This window comes from Curvibacter gracilis ATCC BAA-807 (genome assembly GCF_000518645.1).
Lineage (GTDB): Bacteria > Pseudomonadota > Gammaproteobacteria > Burkholderiales > Burkholderiaceae_C > Curvibacter > Curvibacter gracilis.
The window spans coordinates 44,840-61,272 of sequence record NZ_JADZ01000004.1 but is presented as its reverse complement, the minus strand read 5'-3'; the positions used below and the strand labels follow the sequence as shown (position 1 = coordinate 61,272).

The 16,433-nt window shown below is 67.3% G+C and carries 15 protein-coding genes; 1 reads left to right on the top strand and 14 read right to left on the bottom strand.

Going from position 1 to position 16,433, the window contains the following annotated elements:
* Window positions 1-59 precede the first annotated feature (59 nt).
* From L880_RS0100290 to L880_RS0100225, 14 genes are all read right to left on the bottom strand, one after another.
* Entirely contained in the window at window positions 60-971 is a 912-nt protein-coding gene (locus tag L880_RS0100290) for an amidohydrolase family protein (protein WP_084460843.1), read from the bottom strand.
* Complete coding sequence (ssuD, locus tag L880_RS0100285) at window positions 968-2,140, bottom strand: FMNH2-dependent alkanesulfonate monooxygenase (protein WP_027473966.1); 1,173 nt, start codon at window positions 2,138-2,140, stop codon at window positions 968-970. The genes L880_RS0100290 and ssuD overlap by 4 nt, the downstream gene beginning before the upstream one ends.
* Window positions 2,137-3,315 (bottom strand): sigma-54 interaction domain-containing protein, encoded by a 1,179-nt coding sequence (locus L880_RS0100280; RefSeq protein ID WP_027473965.1) that lies wholly within the window; start codon window positions 3,313-3,315, stop codon window positions 2,137-2,139. Before L880_RS0100280 ends, ssuD begins: the two co-directional genes overlap by 4 nt.
* A gap of 12 nt (window positions 3,316-3,327) precedes the next feature.
* Window positions 3,328-4,509: an acyl-CoA dehydrogenase family protein gene (locus L880_RS0100275; protein WP_027473964.1), complete on the bottom strand. Its 1,182-nt coding sequence runs from the start codon at window positions 4,507-4,509 to the stop codon at window positions 3,328-3,330.
* 92 nt (window positions 4,510-4,601) lie between these two features.
* The gene (locus L880_RS0100270; RefSeq protein WP_027473963.1) at window positions 4,602-5,372 is read right to left on the bottom strand and encodes an ABC transporter ATP-binding protein; all 771 of its coding nucleotides are present in this window, start codon (window positions 5,370-5,372) and stop codon (window positions 4,602-4,604) included.
* A gap of 11 nt (window positions 5,373-5,383) precedes the next feature.
* Entirely contained in the window at window positions 5,384-6,655 is a 1,272-nt protein-coding gene (locus tag L880_RS0100265) for an acyl-CoA dehydrogenase family protein (RefSeq protein ID WP_027473962.1), read from the bottom strand.
* Window positions 6,656-6,671: 16 nt separating this feature from the next.
* Window positions 6,672-7,994, bottom strand: a complete 1,323-nt coding sequence (locus tag L880_RS0100260; RefSeq protein WP_027473961.1) for an ABC transporter substrate-binding protein — start codon at window positions 7,992-7,994, stop codon at window positions 6,672-6,674.
* Window positions 7,995-8,068: 74 nt separating this feature from the next.
* The gene (locus tag L880_RS0100255; RefSeq protein ID WP_084460841.1) at window positions 8,069-9,178 is read right to left on the bottom strand and encodes a branched-chain amino acid ABC transporter permease; all 1,110 of its coding nucleotides are present in this window, start codon (window positions 9,176-9,178) and stop codon (window positions 8,069-8,071) included.
* Window positions 9,179-9,181: 3 nt separating this feature from the next.
* Window positions 9,182-10,078, bottom strand: coding sequence for a branched-chain amino acid ABC transporter permease (locus tag L880_RS0100250; RefSeq protein WP_027473959.1), 897 nt, complete (start codon window positions 10,076-10,078; stop codon window positions 9,182-9,184).
* Complete coding sequence (locus L880_RS31020; protein ID WP_084460839.1) at window positions 10,078-10,941, bottom strand: ABC transporter ATP-binding protein; 864 nt, start codon at window positions 10,939-10,941, stop codon at window positions 10,078-10,080. The genes L880_RS0100250 and L880_RS31020 overlap by 1 nt, the downstream gene beginning before the upstream one ends.
* A gap of 21 nt (window positions 10,942-10,962) precedes the next feature.
* Window positions 10,963-12,387, bottom strand: coding sequence for an LLM class flavin-dependent oxidoreductase (locus L880_RS0100240; protein ID WP_027473958.1), 1,425 nt, complete (start codon window positions 12,385-12,387; stop codon window positions 10,963-10,965).
* A 66-nt stretch (window positions 12,388-12,453) separates the two neighbouring features.
* Entirely contained in the window at window positions 12,454-13,041 is a 588-nt protein-coding gene (msuE, locus tag L880_RS0100235) for an FMN reductase (RefSeq protein ID WP_027473957.1), read from the bottom strand.
* Between the two features lie 431 nt (window positions 13,042-13,472).
* Window positions 13,473-15,122: a chaperonin GroEL gene (groL, locus tag L880_RS0100230; RefSeq protein ID WP_027473956.1), complete on the bottom strand. Its 1,650-nt coding sequence runs from the start codon at window positions 15,120-15,122 to the stop codon at window positions 13,473-13,475.
* A gap of 58 nt (window positions 15,123-15,180) precedes the next feature.
* Entirely contained in the window at window positions 15,181-15,474 is a 294-nt protein-coding gene (locus L880_RS0100225; protein WP_027473955.1) for a co-chaperone GroES, read from the bottom strand.
* Window positions 15,475-15,731: 257 nt separating this feature from the next.
* Here L880_RS0100225 and L880_RS0100220 point away from each other — a divergent pair, with 257 nt between their 5' ends.
* Entirely contained in the window at window positions 15,732-16,376 is a 645-nt protein-coding gene (locus tag L880_RS0100220) for a DJ-1/PfpI family protein (RefSeq protein ID WP_245614848.1), read from the top strand.
* The last annotated feature ends 57 nt before the right edge of the window (window positions 16,377-16,433 follow it).

The following is a 16,433-nucleotide window of genomic DNA, read 5'->3' as shown; positions in this document are numbered from 1 at the left end:
GTTTTTCCGATATGCATATGAGCCGCCACAAGGCCCGGCACGCCGCTGTGGCAAGGCCCTCAGCCCAGGCCCAGCAGCGCTGCCGCGTTGCCGTACAGCAGCCGGTCGAGCACCGAGGGTTTGAAGCCCAGCGCCAGAAAGTCGTCCACGGTCTGGCCGATGGGCCGGAAGGGGTAGGACGAGCCGAACAGCAGCTGGTCGCCCAGAAAGCCGTTGGCGGCCTCGACATAGGCCTGGCTGCCGGGCTGGAACAGGTACATGTCGGGCACCAGAAACACGTTGTCGTAGCGGAAGGCCACACCGATGGCCTGCTGCACCTGGGGCCAATAGCCGTGGTAGACCACCAAGGGCAGGCGCGGAAAGGCCTGGGCCACGCGGGCCAGCGGGGCCGGGTCGTTGTAGCGCAGATCGGGGGTGGTGGGCCCGCTCATGAGAAACACGGGCACCCCCAGCTGCTGGGCCAGCTCGTAGACCGGAAAGTACACCGGGTCGTCCGGGTGGCGTGCGGGCTCGCCAAAGCCGGGCTCCAGGTCGATACCGGCCAGGCCCAGGCTGCGCACGGCGCGCTCCACCTCGGCCAGGGCAGCCTCGCTGCCTTGCAGCACCGGGTCCACCGCGCCGATGCCGATCAGCTCGGGGTGGCCGTGCACGATGCCGTGGATGGTGTCGTTGGGCAGGTGCTGCCCGGGCGTGTGGCGCCCGACCACCACCGCATGGGCCAGGCCGGCGTCGCGCACCTCGTCCAGAAAGCCCTGGGGGGTGCGCGAGCGCACGAAATGCGCATCGTCGCCCCGGGTGCCGACGCGGCGGTTGAGCCAGCGCGCCAAATCCTCGCCCGGCGAACCCGGGGTCTTGCCGAAGAAATCATGCAGGTAGGCGGGGCGGCAACGCATGTCGATGACGCGGTGGCCGCTGGCGTGCACGCGGGTGGCGCTCTGGATGGTGCTCTGGTTGGCTGATGCTGGGGTCATGCCGCACTCCCGACAGGCTGAGGGGCTTGGGCGCCAGACAAGGCCTCGCCCTGGGCACGGTTGTCAAAAACGCCCCCGGTCACAGCCTGGTCCCGCAGGGTGACAGGTGCCTTGCCGGGCAACAGCGGAAACACCAGCTCGGCAAAGCGGATCGCCTCTTCGAGGTGGGGGTAGCCCGACAGCACAAAGCTGTCCACGCCCAGGTCGGCGTACTCCTGCAGGCGCGCCAGCACCTCTTGCGGGTTGCCCACCAGGGCGGTGCCCGCACCGCCACGCACCAGGCCCACGCCGGCCCAGAGGTTGGGGCCCACCACCAGCCGGTCACGGCGCCCGCCGTGCAGCTCGGCCATGCGGCGCTGGCCCACCGAGTCCATGCTGGCGTAGTTGCGCTGGGCGGCGGCGATGTCTTCATCACTCAGGTGGCTGATCAGGCGGTCGGCCGCGGCCCAGGCCTCGGCGCTGGTCTCGCGCACGATGACGTGCAGGCGCACGCCAAAGCGCACCGTGCGGCCATGGCGCGCGGCCCGCTCGCGCACGTCGGCGATTTTCTCGGCCACGGCAGCCGGTGGCTCGCCCCAGGTGAGGTAGGCGTCCACGTGCTTGGCCGCCAGTTCGTGGGCTGCCGGCGACGAGCCGCCGAAGTACAGCGCCGGGTGCGGCTGGCTGACGGGCGCATGGAAGTTGCGGGCGCCGCGCACACGCAGGTAGCGGCCTTCGAAGTCGACCTGCTCACCCTGCAGCACGCGGCGCCAGATGGTGAGGAACTCGTCGCCTGCGGCGTAGCGGGCGTCGTGGTCATAGAAGATGCCGTCGGCCTCCAGCTCGGCCGCGTCGCCGCCGGGCACCACGTTGAGCAGCAGCCGGCCCGGGCCCAGAGCCTGGTCCAGCGAGGCGGCCTGACGGGCCGAGGCGGTGGGGTTGCCCAGCGAGGTGCGCAGGGCCACCAGCAGCTTGATGCGCTGGGTCACGGGGGCCAGGCCGGCGGCCACCACCCAGGGGTCCAGGCAGGAGCTGCCGGTGGGGATCAGCAGGCCGTCGTAGCCCAGGTTCTCGGCCGTGACCGCGATCTGGCGCAGGTAGGCCGCCGTGGGCGCGCGCCCGAAATCGGATTTGCCCAGATAGCGGGTGTCGCCCGAGGTGGGCAGGAACCAGAAGATGTTCAAACTCATGTGAAGTCCTTGGAGGAATCGTCATCGGATTCCGAGGTTTTGCGCGGCGCCCCCACCTCACCCAGGCGGATGAGGCGGGCCCGCACGATGTTGCGGCTCACGCCCAGCACGCGGGCGGCGTCGCTCTGGCTGTAATGGCAGTAGCGGAAGACCTCGCGGAACAGCGCGTCCTCGACCACCTGGTAGACGTCGAGCACACCGGTCTCGCACAGCTGGCGTATCGCGGCTTGCAGCCGCGAGGCCTCCTGCTGGCGCTCCACCAACTCGGGGATGTGGGGCTGCGGCAGCGCATGCAAAGGTGCCTGCAATGGTGCCGGGGTGGTGGCCTGCAAGGGTGCCGGGGTGGGCTCGGGCGCTGGGGCGTGGCTGCGGTTGGCCAGGCGCAGGCTGCCGGCATCGAGCTCGCGCCCTTCGCTGAGGAGCAGGGTGCGGTGGATCACGTTTTCCAGCTCGCGCACATTGCCGCTCCAGGCGCACTCGACCAGCAGCCGTTCGGCCTCAGGGCTCAGGGCCACCCGCGGGTAGCCCAGGCGTCGGCTGTAGTGGTCGATGAAGTAGCGCGCCAGGGGCACGATGTCGCCCGGCCGTTCCTTGAGCGTGAGCACATTGAGGCTGACCACGTTGAGGCGGTAGTACAGGTCCTTGCGGAAGCGCTTTTGCGCCACCAGCTCCTGCAGGTCGACGGTGGTGGCGGCCAGGATGCGCAGGTCGACCGGAATCGGCTTGCGCCCGCCCAGGCGCACGATCTCGCGCTCCTGCAGCACGCGCAGCAGCTTGTTCTGCACCGACAGCGGCAGGTCGTTGACCTCGTCAAGGAAGATGGTGCCGCCGTGCGCCTCTTCGAACCAGCCGGGCTGCGAGCCGAAGGCGCCGGCAAAGGCGCCGTTCTCATGGCCGAACAGCTCGGCATCCACCAGCGCATCGGAGAAGGCACCACAGCTCACCACCACGAAGGGGCCGTGGCGGCGCGGGCTGCGGCTGTGGATGCGGCGGGCGATCAGCTCCTTGCCGGTGCCGGTCTCGCCCGTGATCAGCACGCTGGCGTCGCTGGGCGCCACCTGCTCGACCTCGGCCAGCAAGGCCTTGGAGCGCGGGTCTTCGAAGATCCAGTCGACCACATCGTGGTCACTGCTGGGGCTGCCCTGAGGTGGGGGCCAGACGGGAAGGGTTGCCATGGCTGCGCTCGCTCAGGAATAGAAAGAGGGCTGGGGCAGATCGCCGTTGAGCACCCAGTCGCCGATCTCCTGCAGCTTGTAGTCCACCGGGTCATGCAGGGTCTGCACGCGCAGGTTGCGCCAGAAGCGGTCAAAGCGCAGCGCACCATGGGTGGCACGCGCACCCGTGGTCTCGAACAGGCGGCTGGCCACCTCCAGGCCCACCCGGGTCGAGGCCACCTTGGCTGTGGCCACGGCGATCGCCACCCGGCCACGGCCCGCGGCATCGAGGGCATCGCCCTGCTCCCAGGCCTCGTCGAACACGGCGACGGCATGCCGGGCGAGCAGGCGCACGCTCTCCAGCCCGACCTGGAACTCACCGTAATGGGCCAGGGTGTAGGGGTCTTTGCTGGCGCGTGCCGCCGGTGACTTGAACCAGGCTCGCGACTCATTGAGCGTGTAGTGGCGTGCCTCGGCAAACGCCCCCTCGGCCAGGCCCAGGAACATGTGCACGAAGATCAGCTGCGCCAGCAGCGGGCGCAGGGCCGAGCGTGGCGTGGACAGCGGCCCGGGCTGCAGCAGCAGTTCGTTTTCTTCCACCCGCACCTTCTCGAACAGGGCGCTGCCGCTGTCGGTCTGGCGCTGGCCGAAACTGTTCCAGTCGTCGTTGAGGGTGATGCCGGCGCGCGCGGTGGGAATGGCCGCAATCAGCAGCTTGCGGCTTTGCTCGTCCAGCCCCGAGGCGACCAGGATCTCGGAGTCGAGCGCGCCCGAACAGAAGCTCTTCTTGCCCGAAAACTCGACCCAATGGCCGAAGCGGCGCACCGTGGTGCGATCGTCCAGGGGGTTGAGCGCATTGCCCCAGAACCAGTTGTTGCGCGCGGTCTGCTCGTACCAGGGCTCCCATTGGTCGGGGCGGGAAAACAGGCGCACCGTGGCCAGCAGCAGGTGGTGAAAGCCATACACATGGGCGATCGAGCTGTCCACCTGGGCGAACTGGCGCACCGTGTCCAGCACGCTGGCCCAGTTGGCGCCCTGGCCGCCATAGGCCTTGGGAATGGACAGCGACAACAGCCCGCTGCGGCGCAGCTCATCGCGCTCGGCCTTGGGCGTGCCGCCGCGGGCGTCGCGCTCGACGGCGGTCTCGGCAAACAGCTTGGCCAGGGACTGGACGAGGACATCGGTGGGCAGGGCCACGGAGGAGGATTGGGACATGATGCGTTGTTGAATTCACTGAAAAAAGCCGACCCCCAGCCGCGCGCTGCGGGGTCCGGCTGGAAGTTGCGGCACGGCAGGTCTGGCCGGGTTCATGCCGCCTCGGCCTGGGCTACACCCTGGCCGAAATAGAAATGCTGGATGTCCTGGCGCTGGCGCAGGTCCTGGGCCAGCCCGCTCAGCACGGTGTTGCCGGCATCGAGCACGGTGGCGCTGTCGGCGTACTGCAGGGCCACGGCCGAGTTCTGCTCGGCCACCAAAATGCTCAGGCCCTCGCTCTGGTTGAGTCGGCGCAGCTGGCGGAAGATGTCCTGCACCACCAGGGGCGCCAGGCCCATGGAGGGCTCATCGAGCACCAGCAGGCGGGGCCGCGCCAGCAGGGCGCGCCCGATCACGGCCATCTGCTGCTCGCCGCCCGAGGTGAGGCCCGCCGGGTTGCGCCGCAGGGCCTTGAGCTTGGGGAAGATCGCATACACCTTCTCGAGGTCGGCCGCGATCTCGGAAGATCGCGCCCCCCGCCCCAGCGCGCCGGTGATGAGGTTCTCCTCGATCGACAGGCTGGGGAAACAATGCCGCCCCTCCAGCACCTGGACCAGGCCCTGGCGCACCAGTTGCGAGGGGCTCAGCCCCGACACGTCGCGGCCATCGAAATGGATGCGACCTGCCGTGACCTGGCCGCGCTGGGCGGGCAACAGGTTCGACACCGCCTTCAGCGTGGTGGATTTGCCGGCACCATTGGCCCCGAGCAAGGCATGGATCTCGCCGGCACGCACGGACAGGCTGACATCGTGCAGGGCCACGATGGCGTTCTGGTAGGTCACCTCGACCGAGGCGATGCTGAGCAGCGGTGTCGAATCACTCATGCTCGTCCCTTTCAGGCCGCCTTGACGGGCTCGGACGGGGAGGCCTTGGCCGGGCCGGCGCCGATCTGCCAGACATAGGGCGGCTCGGTGCCGTTGATGCGCCAGTCACCGATGATGCGGGCCTTGTAGATCACCGGGTTGTGCGAGGCCACGGTGCGGGCGTTGCGCCAGTGGCGGTCCAGCGACTTGCTGCTGCTGGCCGCCGAGGCGCCCAGGGCATTGAAGAACTGGGTGGCTGCGCGCAGCACCAGGTCGGAGATCACCACCTGGCCCTGGGCCGACTCCAGCTCGGCCTCGATGTTGGCCTGGCGCTCGGCCTCGGCGTCGCCGGCCCAGTGCGTGTCATAGGCACGCTGGGCGGCAAAGGCGGCGCGCACGGCGGTGGCTTCGGCGGCATAGGCCGCTGCGGCCACTTCGCCGACCACCTGCTGCACCTGCACGTCTTGTGCCACCGAGGGGGCATTGCCGGTGCTGAAGATGCGGCGGCGGTCGCGCACCTGCTGCGCGGCGTCGCGGGTGATGGCGTGGGCAATGCCGGCCAGGGTGGAGAGGTGGAACAGCTGGTAGAAGGCCGTCTGGTACTTAAAGCGGCTGGCGAAGGGGAAGATGTTTTCTTCGTCCACATCGGCGTTCTCGTAGATCGAGGTGCCGCTGCCGGTGGTGCGCTGGCCGAAGCCGTCCCAGTCGTCCTTGTGGGTGACGCCGGGCTGGCGCGCCCGCACCGCCGCGATGACGTCGAGGTTGTCGCCGTCACGGCGGGCATACAGATCGACCCAGTCGGCAAAGATGCTGCCGGTGCTGTAGAACTTGCGCCCGTTGACCACCCAGCGCCCGTCCTTCTGCGAGACCCGGGTGATGACGTCGCCGATGGCGACGTCGCCCACCTCGGTCCATGCATTGCCGGCCAGGTCGCCGGCCGCAAAGCGGCGCAGCCAAACCTCGTTGGCTGCGTCACGCGGTGCGTTGAGCCGGTCCTCCACGAAGGCAAAGTGCCCGCGCAGCGCCTGGGTGATGTTGGAGTCGGCCTCCGACAGCTCCACCAGGATCTGGAACAGCTGGGGCAGCGTGGCGCCGTCGCCGCCAAAGGCCACCGGCACGCGCAAGGCGCCGAAGCGCGCCTCCTTGAGCCAGCGGATGGGCTCGGCGCCCAGTTCGCGCTGCTGCTCGCGCTGCAGCGCGGTGGCACGGATGCGGTCGAAGATGGGGCGGTACTTGGCAGCAATGGCCTCGTACTCGGCGCCCAGGATGCTGGGGGTGTGAGGGGTCTGGGTGGTCTGTGTCATGAGGTCACCTGTGAGGTCAGTCGTCGATGCTCTTGCGAACCTTGAGGTTCTTTTCCTTGGCGTAGGCCAGGGAAGACTTTTCGATGATGGGGCGCAGCAGCTTCCAATCCGGGGCGATCCAGTCGGACACCACCTTCCACTTGCTGCCATCCCACTGCTGGAAAGCCACCAGGCCGTCGCCCTCGTGGTTGTCCCAGCTCACGTTGATGGAATGGAACAGGCCCTTGGCACCCAGGGCCGCGGCACGGGCCTGGTCGATCTTGAGGTTCTCCAGGCCCCAGCGCACTTCGTCGCCGGTGAGGGTGCGCTTGCCGAACTTGGCCTGGGCGATGCGGATCGCCTCCACGTTCAGGATGCCGTTGAGCACACCCAGGTTGTGGTAGACGCTGCCGATGCGCTTGTGGTCCTGCAGATTGCCCTTGCCTTGCTCATACAGCTGCTTGGTGATGTCCTGGATCACCGGGTACTGGGCGCCGGCGGCCACGGTGGTGATGGCCACATAGCCCTTGGCGGCATCGCCCGCCGGGATCACGTCCTCTTCGGAGTTGGACCAGACGTTGCCCACGATGTGGTCGGCCGGGAAGCCCACCTTCTGCGCAGTCTTGAGCGCCACCGGGTTCATCACGCCCCAGCCACGCAGCACCACGTAGTCGGGCTTGGCACGGCGGATGGACAGCCACTGCGACTGCTGCTCGTTGCCCGGGTGGGGCACCTCGATCTGCTGCACGGTGAAGCCGTACTTCTTGGCCAGCAGCTCATAGATCGGGATGGTCTCCTTGCCGTAGGGCGAGCCGTGGTACAGCACCACGATCTTCTTGCCCTTGAGCTTGTCCAGGCTGCCTTCCTTGGAGCCGATGTAGTTCACGATGCCCGAGGTCTCGCTGTAGGGGTTGAGCAGCAGCGGGAAGATGTACTTGAACACGCGGCCGTCGGTGGTGTCGGTGCGGCCGTGGTTGATGGTGATCAGGGGCACCTTGTCGGCCGTGACACGGTCGAGCAGGGCGTAGGCGATGCCCACCGACAGCGGGTTCCAGGTGGCAATGCCCGGGTGGGTCTTGAGGCGCTCATAGACCTCGACGCCGCGCTCCACCTCGTACTGGGTTTCGCCCTCTTCCCAGGTGAGCTTGACGCCGCCCACACCGCCTTCGCGGGTGTTGACCAGGTTGAGGTAGTCGATGAAGCCACCGAAGAAGCCCGTGCCGCCTGCCGCATAGGGGCCGACGCGGTAGCTCTGCAAGGGGAAGAACTGCTCTTGTTGCTGGGCCTGCACCTGCGTGACGGCGCCCAGCGCCAGCGCGCCTGCGAGCAGCGCCAACTTGAGGGATTTGCGGATGGACATGAGAAAGAAACTCCTTGGGTTGGATGAAGAAAACAGGAAAGGGTTGAAGGCAGAGGGTGCTTGGTGCGGCGGGCTCATGAAGTGGCCTGGGCCGGGGCCCGGGTGCGCCGCGCCAGCAGGCGCCCGGTGCGGGCCAGGGCGCGGCTCCACAAGGCCACCAGGCCCTGGGGTTCGGCGATCAGAAAGCCGACGATGGCCAGGCCCAGCACGATGCGCTGGCTCAGGTCCAGCACGCCGGAGTCGAACCAGCCGCCGAACAGGAACTGCCCCAGACGCGACAGCAGCAGCGGGAACACCACGATGAGGGCCGCGCCCAGGAAGGCGCCCCGGATGGTGGACAGGCCGCCGATGATGATGATGAACAGGATCTGGAACGAGCGGTCGAGGTTGAAGCCCGCGGGTTCCACCGTGCGCAGGTAGACAAAGCCCCACAGCACGCCCGCCACGCCGATCACGAAGGACGAGATCGCAAAGGCCAGCAGCTTGGTGCGCAACACCGGCACGCCGGTGACGCGGGCGGCCAGCTCGTTGTCGCGGATGGCGATGAAGTGGTGCCCGGTGGGGGTGTGCACCAGCCGCCAGACCAGGGCCGTCAACACGCTGACGATGGACAGGGCAAACACGTAGCGCAGCACCGGCGTATCGAACGCCAGGCCGGCCACGACCAGGCGGGGTGCATCGATCACGCCCGAGGCATTGTTGTTGCTGAACCAGCCGAACTTGGTGAGGGCCCATTGCACGAAGAACTGGGCCGCCAGGGTGGACACCGCGAGGTAGAAGCCGCGCAGCCGCAGGCTGGGCAGGCCGAAGGCCACCCCGACCAGCGTGGCAACCAGACCGGCCAGCACCACACTGACCAGCAGGGGCAGGCCGGGCAGGCGCAGGTTGAAGTTGTAGGCCGCGAAGGCGCCCACCGCCATGAAGGCAGCCGAGCCCAGCGAGAGCTGGCCTGCATAGCCCGTGAGCAGGTTGAGGCCGACCGCCGCCAGCGACAGCGCCAGGAAGGGGATCAGGATGGCGTCAAACCAGTAGTCGGTGGCCAGCCAGGGGATCAGACCGTAGGCGATGATCAGCCCGGCCAGCGGCGTGGCCCACACAGGCCAGCGCGGCAGGCTGGACAGCGTGCCGGGCAGCACACGGCCCACCGGGCTGGAGGCGACAGAGGAAGAAACGGCGGTATTCATGAATCAAGCCCTTTCCACCAGGCGTTGGCCGAACAGGCCGCCCGGTTTGACCAGCAGGAAGGCCAGTGCGGCCACATAGGCAAACCAGCCCTCGATGCCGCCGCCCACAAAGGGGCCCAGGTAGACCTCGGCCAGCTTTTCCAGCGCGCCCACGATCAGGCCGCCCACGATGGCGCCCAGGATGGAATCGAAGCCACCCAGCACCAGCACCGGCAAGGCCTTGAGCACCACCAGCGAGAGCGAGAACTGAACCCCCAGCCGAGCCCCCCAGAGCAGACCGGCCACCAGCGCGATCACGCCGGCCGCAGCCCACACCGCCGCCCAGATGCGGGGCAGGCGCAGCCCCACGGCCAGGGCGGCAAAGGTGTCGTCGGCCACCGCACGGAAGCCCAGGCCGATGTGGGTGTAGCGGAAGAAGGCCGACAACAGGCCCACCATCACCGCTGCGGTGCCCGCCGCGAACAGGTCGAAACTGGACACCAGCACGCCCGCGAACTCGAGTGGCTCGTCGGCAATGCCCAGCTTGAGCTCGTGCACCTGGGTGCCCCAAAGCAGTTGGGCCACCCCTTCGATGACATAGGACAGGCCCAACGTGGCCATGAACAGCGTGATGGGCGGTTGGTTGACCAGCGGGCGCAGCACGGTCCGTTCGATCAGCAGGCCCAGCAGCAGCATCACGACAAATGTGATCAGCAAGGCCGCTGCGATGGGCAGGCCGCGTTCGGTCAGGCTGACAAAAGTCAGCGCAGCGAACAGCAGCTGGGCGCCCTGGGCAAAGTTGAGCACGCCCGAGGTCTTGTAGATCAGCACAAAGCCGATGGCCACCAGCGAATACATCACGCCCGACAGCAGGCCGCCGATCAGCACTTCGACGAAAAAGGAGAAGTCAAAGCCGTCCATCACGCAGCCTCCGCCAGGGGCAGTTCGGAGGCCGGGGCCTCGGCTTCGTCGCCTTCATGGGCCACGCCCAGGTAGGCGTCGATCACGGCGGGGTCGGCACTGACCTCGGCCGGCGTGCCGTCGGCGATCTTGCGGCCGTAGTCCAGCACCGCCACGCGGTCGGACAGGCCGAGCACGATGCCGATGTCATGCTCGATCAGCACGATGGTGGTGCCCCATTTGTCACGGGCGGCGCGGATCAGCTGGGCCATGTGGGCCTTTTCGCTCACGGTCATGCCGGCCAGGGGCTCGTCGAGCAGCAGCAGTTGCGGCCGGGCCACCAGGGCACGGGCCAGCTCGACCCGCTTTTGCTGGCCATAGGACAAGGTGCCGGCCAGGCGCTGCTGGATCTCGCCCAGGCCGAAGAAGTCGATCACCTCGGCGGCGCGCTCGCGCGCATCGAGCAGCTCGCGGCGCGCCCGCCCGATGCCCAGCACCTGCTCGGCCACGGTGGAGCGGGTGTGCTCCACGCGGCCCAGGGCGATGTTGTCGCGCACGCTGAGGCCGCGGAACAGGGCCAGGTTCTGGAAGGTGCGCGCCACGCCCAGCTGGGCCAGGCGCGCGGTGGGCACGTGGGCGTAGGCATGCCCCGCCAGCCAGACCTGGCCCCGGCTGGGCCGGTACAGGCCGCTGATCACATTGACCAGCGAACTCTTGCCGGCGCCGTTGGGGCCGATGATGGCGCGGATCTCGCCCGCCGCCACGCTCAGGTCTATACCGTGCAGGGCGTGGATGCCGCCAAAGGACAGGTCGATGCCTTGCAGCTCAAGCACCGGGCCCGCCCCATGGGGCGGCCGTTCAGGGGTCAGGGGGGCGCTGGACATGGTGTGCCTCAGTGCAAGGGCTCAAGCCCAGGATGCGGCCGGGCCGCTGGCGTCGGCGACGCTCTCTTTGCCGACGTAGTGACGGCGCCAATGCGTGGCCGGGTGGGACTCGCGGGTCTTGCCGTCTTTGTCGCCCAGCAGCTTCTCGCGCAGCGTGCCCTGTGCATAGGCGGTCTGCACGCGACCCCGCTTGCGCAATTCAGGCACCACGAAATCGATGAAGTCGGTGGTCGAGGCGGGGGTGATGGCGTAGGCCAGGTTGAAGCCATCGACACCGCCGACATCCACCCAGCGCTCCAGCTCGTCGGCCACCTTTTGCGGGCCACCGACCAGCACCGGGCCCAGGCCGCCGATGGAGCGCTGGCGGATCACCTCGCGCACGGTCCATTCCTTGCCGTCGGCCGCCAGGGATTCGAGCGTGGTGCGCAGGCTGTCGTTCTCCACCGCCTTCAGGGGCGTGTCGGGGTCGAGCGAGGCAAAGTCCAGGCCGGTCCAGCCGCCGTACAAGGCCATCATCCCGGTGGGGCTGGCGTAAGAGAGGTACTCCTCGTGCTTGCGCTGCGCGGCCTCGTCGGTGGGCCCGGTGATGACGGTCAGCAGCGTGAAGATCTTGAGCGCATCCGGCTCGCGCCCGGCGGCGGCCACCTCGGCCCGGATCTTGTCGGTCAGCACCCGGGCCGATTCCGGGCTGGTGGCCAGGATGAACATGGCCTCGGCATGGCGGGCGGCAAAGGCCCGGCCGGCCGTGGAGGCGCCGGCCTGGAAGATCACGGGTGTGCGCTGCGGCGAGGGCTCGGTCAGGTGGAAGCCCGGCACCTTGTAGTACTTGCCTTCGTGCTTGATGGGGTGCACCTTGGTGGGGTCGGTGAAGATGCCACGCTCCTTGTCGCGCAGCACCGAGCCCTCTTCCCAGCTGCCTTCCCACAGCTTGTAGATGACCTCCATGTACTCCTCGGCCAGGTCATAGCGCTCGTCATGGGGAATCTGCTTGTCCAGGCCGATGTTGCGTGCCGCCGAATCCAGGTAGGACGACACCACGTTCCAGGCCACCCGGCCCTTGGTCAGGTGGTCCAGGGTGGACAGGCGTCGGGCCAGCAGGTAGGGGTGTTCGAAAGTGACTGCCGCCGTGATGCCGAAGCCCACATGCTGGGTGACGGCCGCCATGGCGGAGATGGCGCCAAACGGGTCGTTCACCGGCACCTGGGCCGCGTCCTGCAGGGCGCCCTCTGCCGAGCCGCGGTACACGTCATAGACGCCCACCACGTCGGCGATGAACAGGGCGTCGAAGACGCCACGTTCAAGCTCGATGGCCAGGTTGGTCCAGTACTCCAGATCGTTGTAGCGCGAAGCCTGGCTGGAAGGGTGGCGCCAGGTGCCGGCTGCCTGGTGGCCGACGCAGGTCATGTCAAAGGCGTTCAGGATGATGCGTTTCTTGGCTGTGGTCATGGGAAGAGCCTGTTGAAAATGGAAAAGGTCAGGAGCGGGTTCGCCCGGGTGATGGGGGCCTGCGCGTCACGCCGCCAGAGCGCTGGAGGGCGCACCGGCCCCCGTGGTGCTGGCGGCCGGCACGGTGATCAAAGGGATGACGCGCGCCACAGCGAGCGCGATGCGTTCGCGCAGTGCGGCGCTGGAGACCTCGTAGCCCGTGAAATCCTGCTCACTGGCGTAGACGCCCAGGGGGGCGGTGCGCGCCTGGAAGAAGCTGAACAGGGGGCGCAGCTGGTGATCGATGACCAGGGAATGGCGGTCGCTGCCGCCGGTGGCCGCCAGCAGCACCGGCACGTCGATCAGCGCGTCCTGCTGGACCAGATCGAACAGGTGCTTGAACAGACCGGTGTAGGAGCCGCGGTACACCGGGCTGGCCACGATCAGCAGATCGGCCGATTCGATGGCTTGCAGCTCGGCCTCGACGGCCTCAGGCAACTGGCTGCGGTACAGGGCCGGGCCCAGTTGGGCGGCCAGCTTGCCGACCTCGATGAGGTGCAGGTCGATGGGCACCTGGTCCACCAGCGCGGCGATCAATTGCTCGACCAGCACCAGCGTTCTGGATGGACGCTGAACGCTGCCCGATACCGTGACGACTTTGATTTTCCGACTCATTTCATGGCCCCTAGTTGGTAGGTATTCAAGTGATACGCGCCAGGGTTGACACAACCAGTTGGGCGCTCCCGTCTTGATGACCACGTCAGTTTCGAGGCATTAACTCGGGCCTATCCATCGAAATCATCCAATCCATAGACGATTTTCGAAATAGCGACAAGTCATTGTTTTTATTGTGTTTTTTATTTTTTGATAAAAAATTACCGATTAATTGCAACTTACCAAATGCAATCCCTGAAAAATCGGTTGTAAATAAAAAGACAAATTGCTGAATCGCTGTTGGCTGAGCAACGCGCTCATGACCCCGGCATGCCCCCTGGTTGAACAGAGCGCACAACCTTGCGCCCCTCCTGGCCACCCAAAGCCCATGAAAAAAGGCCCCGCGGGCATTGCCCGCGAGGCCTTGCGTGCTGAAAAAACCCAGCCCAGCGTCAGAACTCTGGACCGCCAAAGCCGCCTGCGCCACCGGCCGGGGCCGGGGCAGCGCTGTCGTCCTTCGGGGCCTCGGCCACGATGGCTTCGGTGGTCAGGATCAGGCTGGCCACCGAGGCTGCGTTTTGCAAGGCGGTGCGGGTGACCTTGGCCGGGTCGAGCACGCCCTGCTCCACCAGATCGCCGTAGGTGCCGTTGGCGGCGTTGTAGCCGTGGTTGCCTTCGCCCTTGAGCACGGTGGCCACCACCACGCTGGCTTCTTCGCCGGCGTTGGTGACGATCTGGCGCAGCGGCTCCTCGATGGCGCGCAGCACCAGCTTGATGCCGGCTTCCTGCTCGGCGTTGTCACCCTTGAGCGCACCGGCCTTGAGCACGGCCTGCTTGGCACGCAGCAGGGCCACACCGCCGCCAGGCACCACGCCCTCTTCAACGGCCGCACGGGTGGCGTGCAGAGCGTCTTCGACGCGGGCCTTCTTTTCCTTCAGTTCGACCTCGGTGGCGGCACCGACCTTGATCACGGCCACGCCGCCGGCCAGCTTGGCCACGCGCTCTTGCAGCTTTTCGCGGTCGTAGTCGCTGGTGGCTTCGTCGATCTGCACGCGGATCTGCTTCACGCGGGCTTCGATGTCGGCCGCGGCGCCGGCGCCGTCGATGACGGTGGTGTTCTCCTTGCCCACCTCGACGCGTTGGGCCTGGCCCAGATCGGCCAGGGTGACCTTCTCCAGCGTCAGGCCCACCTCTTCGGCAATCACCTTGCCGCCCGTGAGGATGGCAATGTCTTCAAGGATGGCCTTGCGGCGGTCACCAAAGCCCGGTGCCTTGACGGCCACCACCTTGAGGATGCCGCGGATCGAATTGACCACCAGCGTGGCCAGGGCTTCGCCTTCGACCTCTTCGGCAATGATCAGCAGCGGGCGGCCGGCCTTGGCCACGGCTTCGAGCGTGGGCAGCAGGTCGCGGATGTTGCTGATCTTCTTGTCGAACAGCAGGATGAAGGGCTGCTCCAGCACCGCCACCTGGCGCTCCTGGTTGTTGATGAAGTAGGGCGAGAGGTAGCCACGGTCGAACTGCAGGCCTTCGACCACGTCGAGCTCGTTGTTGAGCGACTTGCCGTCTTCGACGGTGATCACGCCTTCCTTGCCCACCTTGTCGATGGCGTCGGCAATGATCTGGCCCACATCCCAATCGGAGTTGGCCGAGATGGCGCCCACCTGGGCGATCTCGCGGCTGGTGGTGGTGGGCTTGGCCTGGGCCTTGATCTCGGCCACCAGGGCCAGCACGGCCTTGTCGATGCCGCGCTTGAGGTCGGCCGGGTTGAGGCCGGCGGCAACGTACTTGAAGCCTTCGCGCACGATGGCCTGGGCCAGCACGGTGGCGGTGGTGGTGCCGTCACCGGCGTTGTCGCTGGTGCGCGAGGCCACTTCCTTCACCAGCTGAGCGCCGATGTTCTCGTACTTGTCCTTGAGTTCGATCTCTTTGGCCACCGAGACACCGTCCTTGGTCACGGTGGGGGCGCCGAAGCTGCGCTCGAGCACCACGTTGCGGCCCTTGGGGCCCAGGGTGACCTTGACCGCGTCGGCCAGGACGTTGACACCGCGGACGATCTTGGCGCGTGCGTCGTCGCCAAACAGAACCAGTTTTGCTGCCATGTTGAATTTGCTCCGGAATGTGGGATGGGTTGAATGAGGTTCAGGGTGGTGGGCGGGCTCAGGCTTCGATGACGCCGAGGATGTCTTCCTCGCGCAGCACCAGCACTTCGTCGCCACCGAGCTTCACGGTCTGGCCGGCGTACTTGCCGAACAGCACACGGTCGCCCTTCTTGACGTCGGGCAGCACGCGTTCGCCCTGCTCGTTGCGGCGGCCCGGGCCCACGGCCAGGACTTCGCCCTGCTCGGGCTTTTCGCCGGCCGAGTCGGGGATCACGATGCCGCTGGCAGTGCGGGTCTCGGGCTCGCTGCGCTTGATGATGATGCGGTCATGCAAGGGACGGATGGTGGACATGCAGAGGCCTCCTGAAGAATCCAGGGCCGGTCACGGCACCCCCAACCATTGGTGGCACTCGCCGGCCTGTGCTGCTGATTCTTGATGCGCGGGAGCGCGCCGGCTACGAAGCAAAAGGCGGATGCTTGTTCGCAAAATGCAGATGGACCTGCTTGCAGAGCAAGCCATCCCGGCTTGGATGGCCAGGCCGCCCGCTTCAGGCGGCCCCATGCCTTGTTGGTTAGGATGCATGCGCACCCGCCCCGACCACCCATTCCATGAAAGGCTTCAAGATGAACTTCGGCATCCTGGTTTTCGACGACGTGGAAGAACTCGACTTTGTGGGCCCGTGGGAGATGCTCACCATGTGGAGCAAGGTGGCCGAAGGCCCCTCGCCCTGCCTGATCGTGGCGCAGAACCCCGGGCCGGTGCGCTGTGCCAAGGGCCTGTCGATCAACCCGCATGTGTCGTTTGCCGACTGCCCGCCGCTGGACTGCTTGCTGGTGCCCGGTGGCCAGGGTACGCGCCGCGAGGTGAGCAACCCGGTGCTGCTCGATTTTGTGGCCGCCCAGGCCCGCCACGCGCAGGCCATGTTGTCGGTGTGCACCGGCTCGTTCGTGCTGCATGCGGCCGGCCTGTTGTCGGGCAAGAAGGCCACCACCCACTGGGCTTCGCTGGACCGCCTGCGGGCACTGGGCGATGTGACGGTGCTGGAAGAGCGCTACGTGCAGGATGGCACGGTGTGGACATCGTCGGGCGTATCGGCCGGGATCGACCTGATGCTGGCCTACATCGCCAGCACGGCGGGTGACGAGGTGGCCGGCCAGGTGCAATTGGCGGCCGAGTACTACCCCGCCAGCGTGCGCTATGGCAGCGCCGAGCTGCAGGCCCGGGGGCCGGCCTACCTGCGCCCCAAGGCCTGAGGGCGCCCTCCCCCCCCGTCCACGACCCGTCCAACATCGGCCCCACATCGGCCCACT

Excerpts from the sequence above, each read along its gene's own strand:
- ssuD (WP_027473966.1), bottom strand. The coding sequence starts at position 2,140 with ATGAGTTTGAACATCTTCTGGTTCCTGCCCACCTCGGGCGACACCCGC.
- msuE (WP_027473957.1), bottom strand. The coding sequence starts at position 13,041 with ATGAGTCGGAAAATCAAAGTCGTCACGGTATCGGGCAGCGTTCAGCGT.
- L880_RS0100265 (WP_027473962.1), bottom strand. The coding sequence starts at position 6,655 with ATGACACAGACCACCCAGACCCCTCACACCCCCAGCATCCTGGGCGCC.
- L880_RS0100290 (WP_084460843.1), bottom strand. The coding sequence starts at position 971 with ATGACCCCAGCATCAGCCAACCAGAGCACCATCCAGAGCGCCACCCGC.
- L880_RS0100255 (WP_084460841.1), bottom strand. The coding sequence starts at position 9,178 with ATGAATACCGCCGTTTCTTCCTCTGTCGCCTCCAGCCCGGTGGGCCGT.
- L880_RS0100260 (WP_027473961.1), bottom strand. The coding sequence starts at position 7,994 with ATGTCCATCCGCAAATCCCTCAAGTTGGCGCTGCTCGCAGGCGCGCTG.
- L880_RS0100250 (WP_027473959.1), bottom strand. The coding sequence starts at position 10,078 with ATGGACGGCTTTGACTTCTCCTTTTTCGTCGAAGTGCTGATCGGCGGC.
- groL (WP_027473956.1), bottom strand. The coding sequence starts at position 15,122 with ATGGCAGCAAAACTGGTTCTGTTTGGCGACGACGCACGCGCCAAGATC.
- L880_RS0100270 (WP_027473963.1), bottom strand. The coding sequence starts at position 5,372 with ATGAGTGATTCGACACCGCTGCTCAGCATCGCCTCGGTCGAGGTGACC.
- L880_RS0100275 (WP_027473964.1), bottom strand. The coding sequence starts at position 4,509 with ATGTCCCAATCCTCCTCCGTGGCCCTGCCCACCGATGTCCTCGTCCAG.
- L880_RS0100240 (WP_027473958.1), bottom strand. The coding sequence starts at position 12,387 with ATGACCACAGCCAAGAAACGCATCATCCTGAACGCCTTTGACATGACC.
- L880_RS0100280 (WP_027473965.1), bottom strand. The coding sequence starts at position 3,315 with ATGGCAACCCTTCCCGTCTGGCCCCCACCTCAGGGCAGCCCCAGCAGT.
- L880_RS0100225 (WP_027473955.1), bottom strand. The coding sequence starts at position 15,474 with ATGTCCACCATCCGTCCCTTGCATGACCGCATCATCATCAAGCGCAGC.
- L880_RS0100220 (WP_245614848.1), top strand. The coding sequence starts at position 15,732 with ATGAAAGGCTTCAAGATGAACTTCGGCATCCTGGTTTTCGACGACGTG.
- L880_RS31020 (WP_084460839.1), bottom strand. The coding sequence starts at position 10,941 with ATGTCCAGCGCCCCCCTGACCCCTGAACGGCCGCCCCATGGGGCGGGC.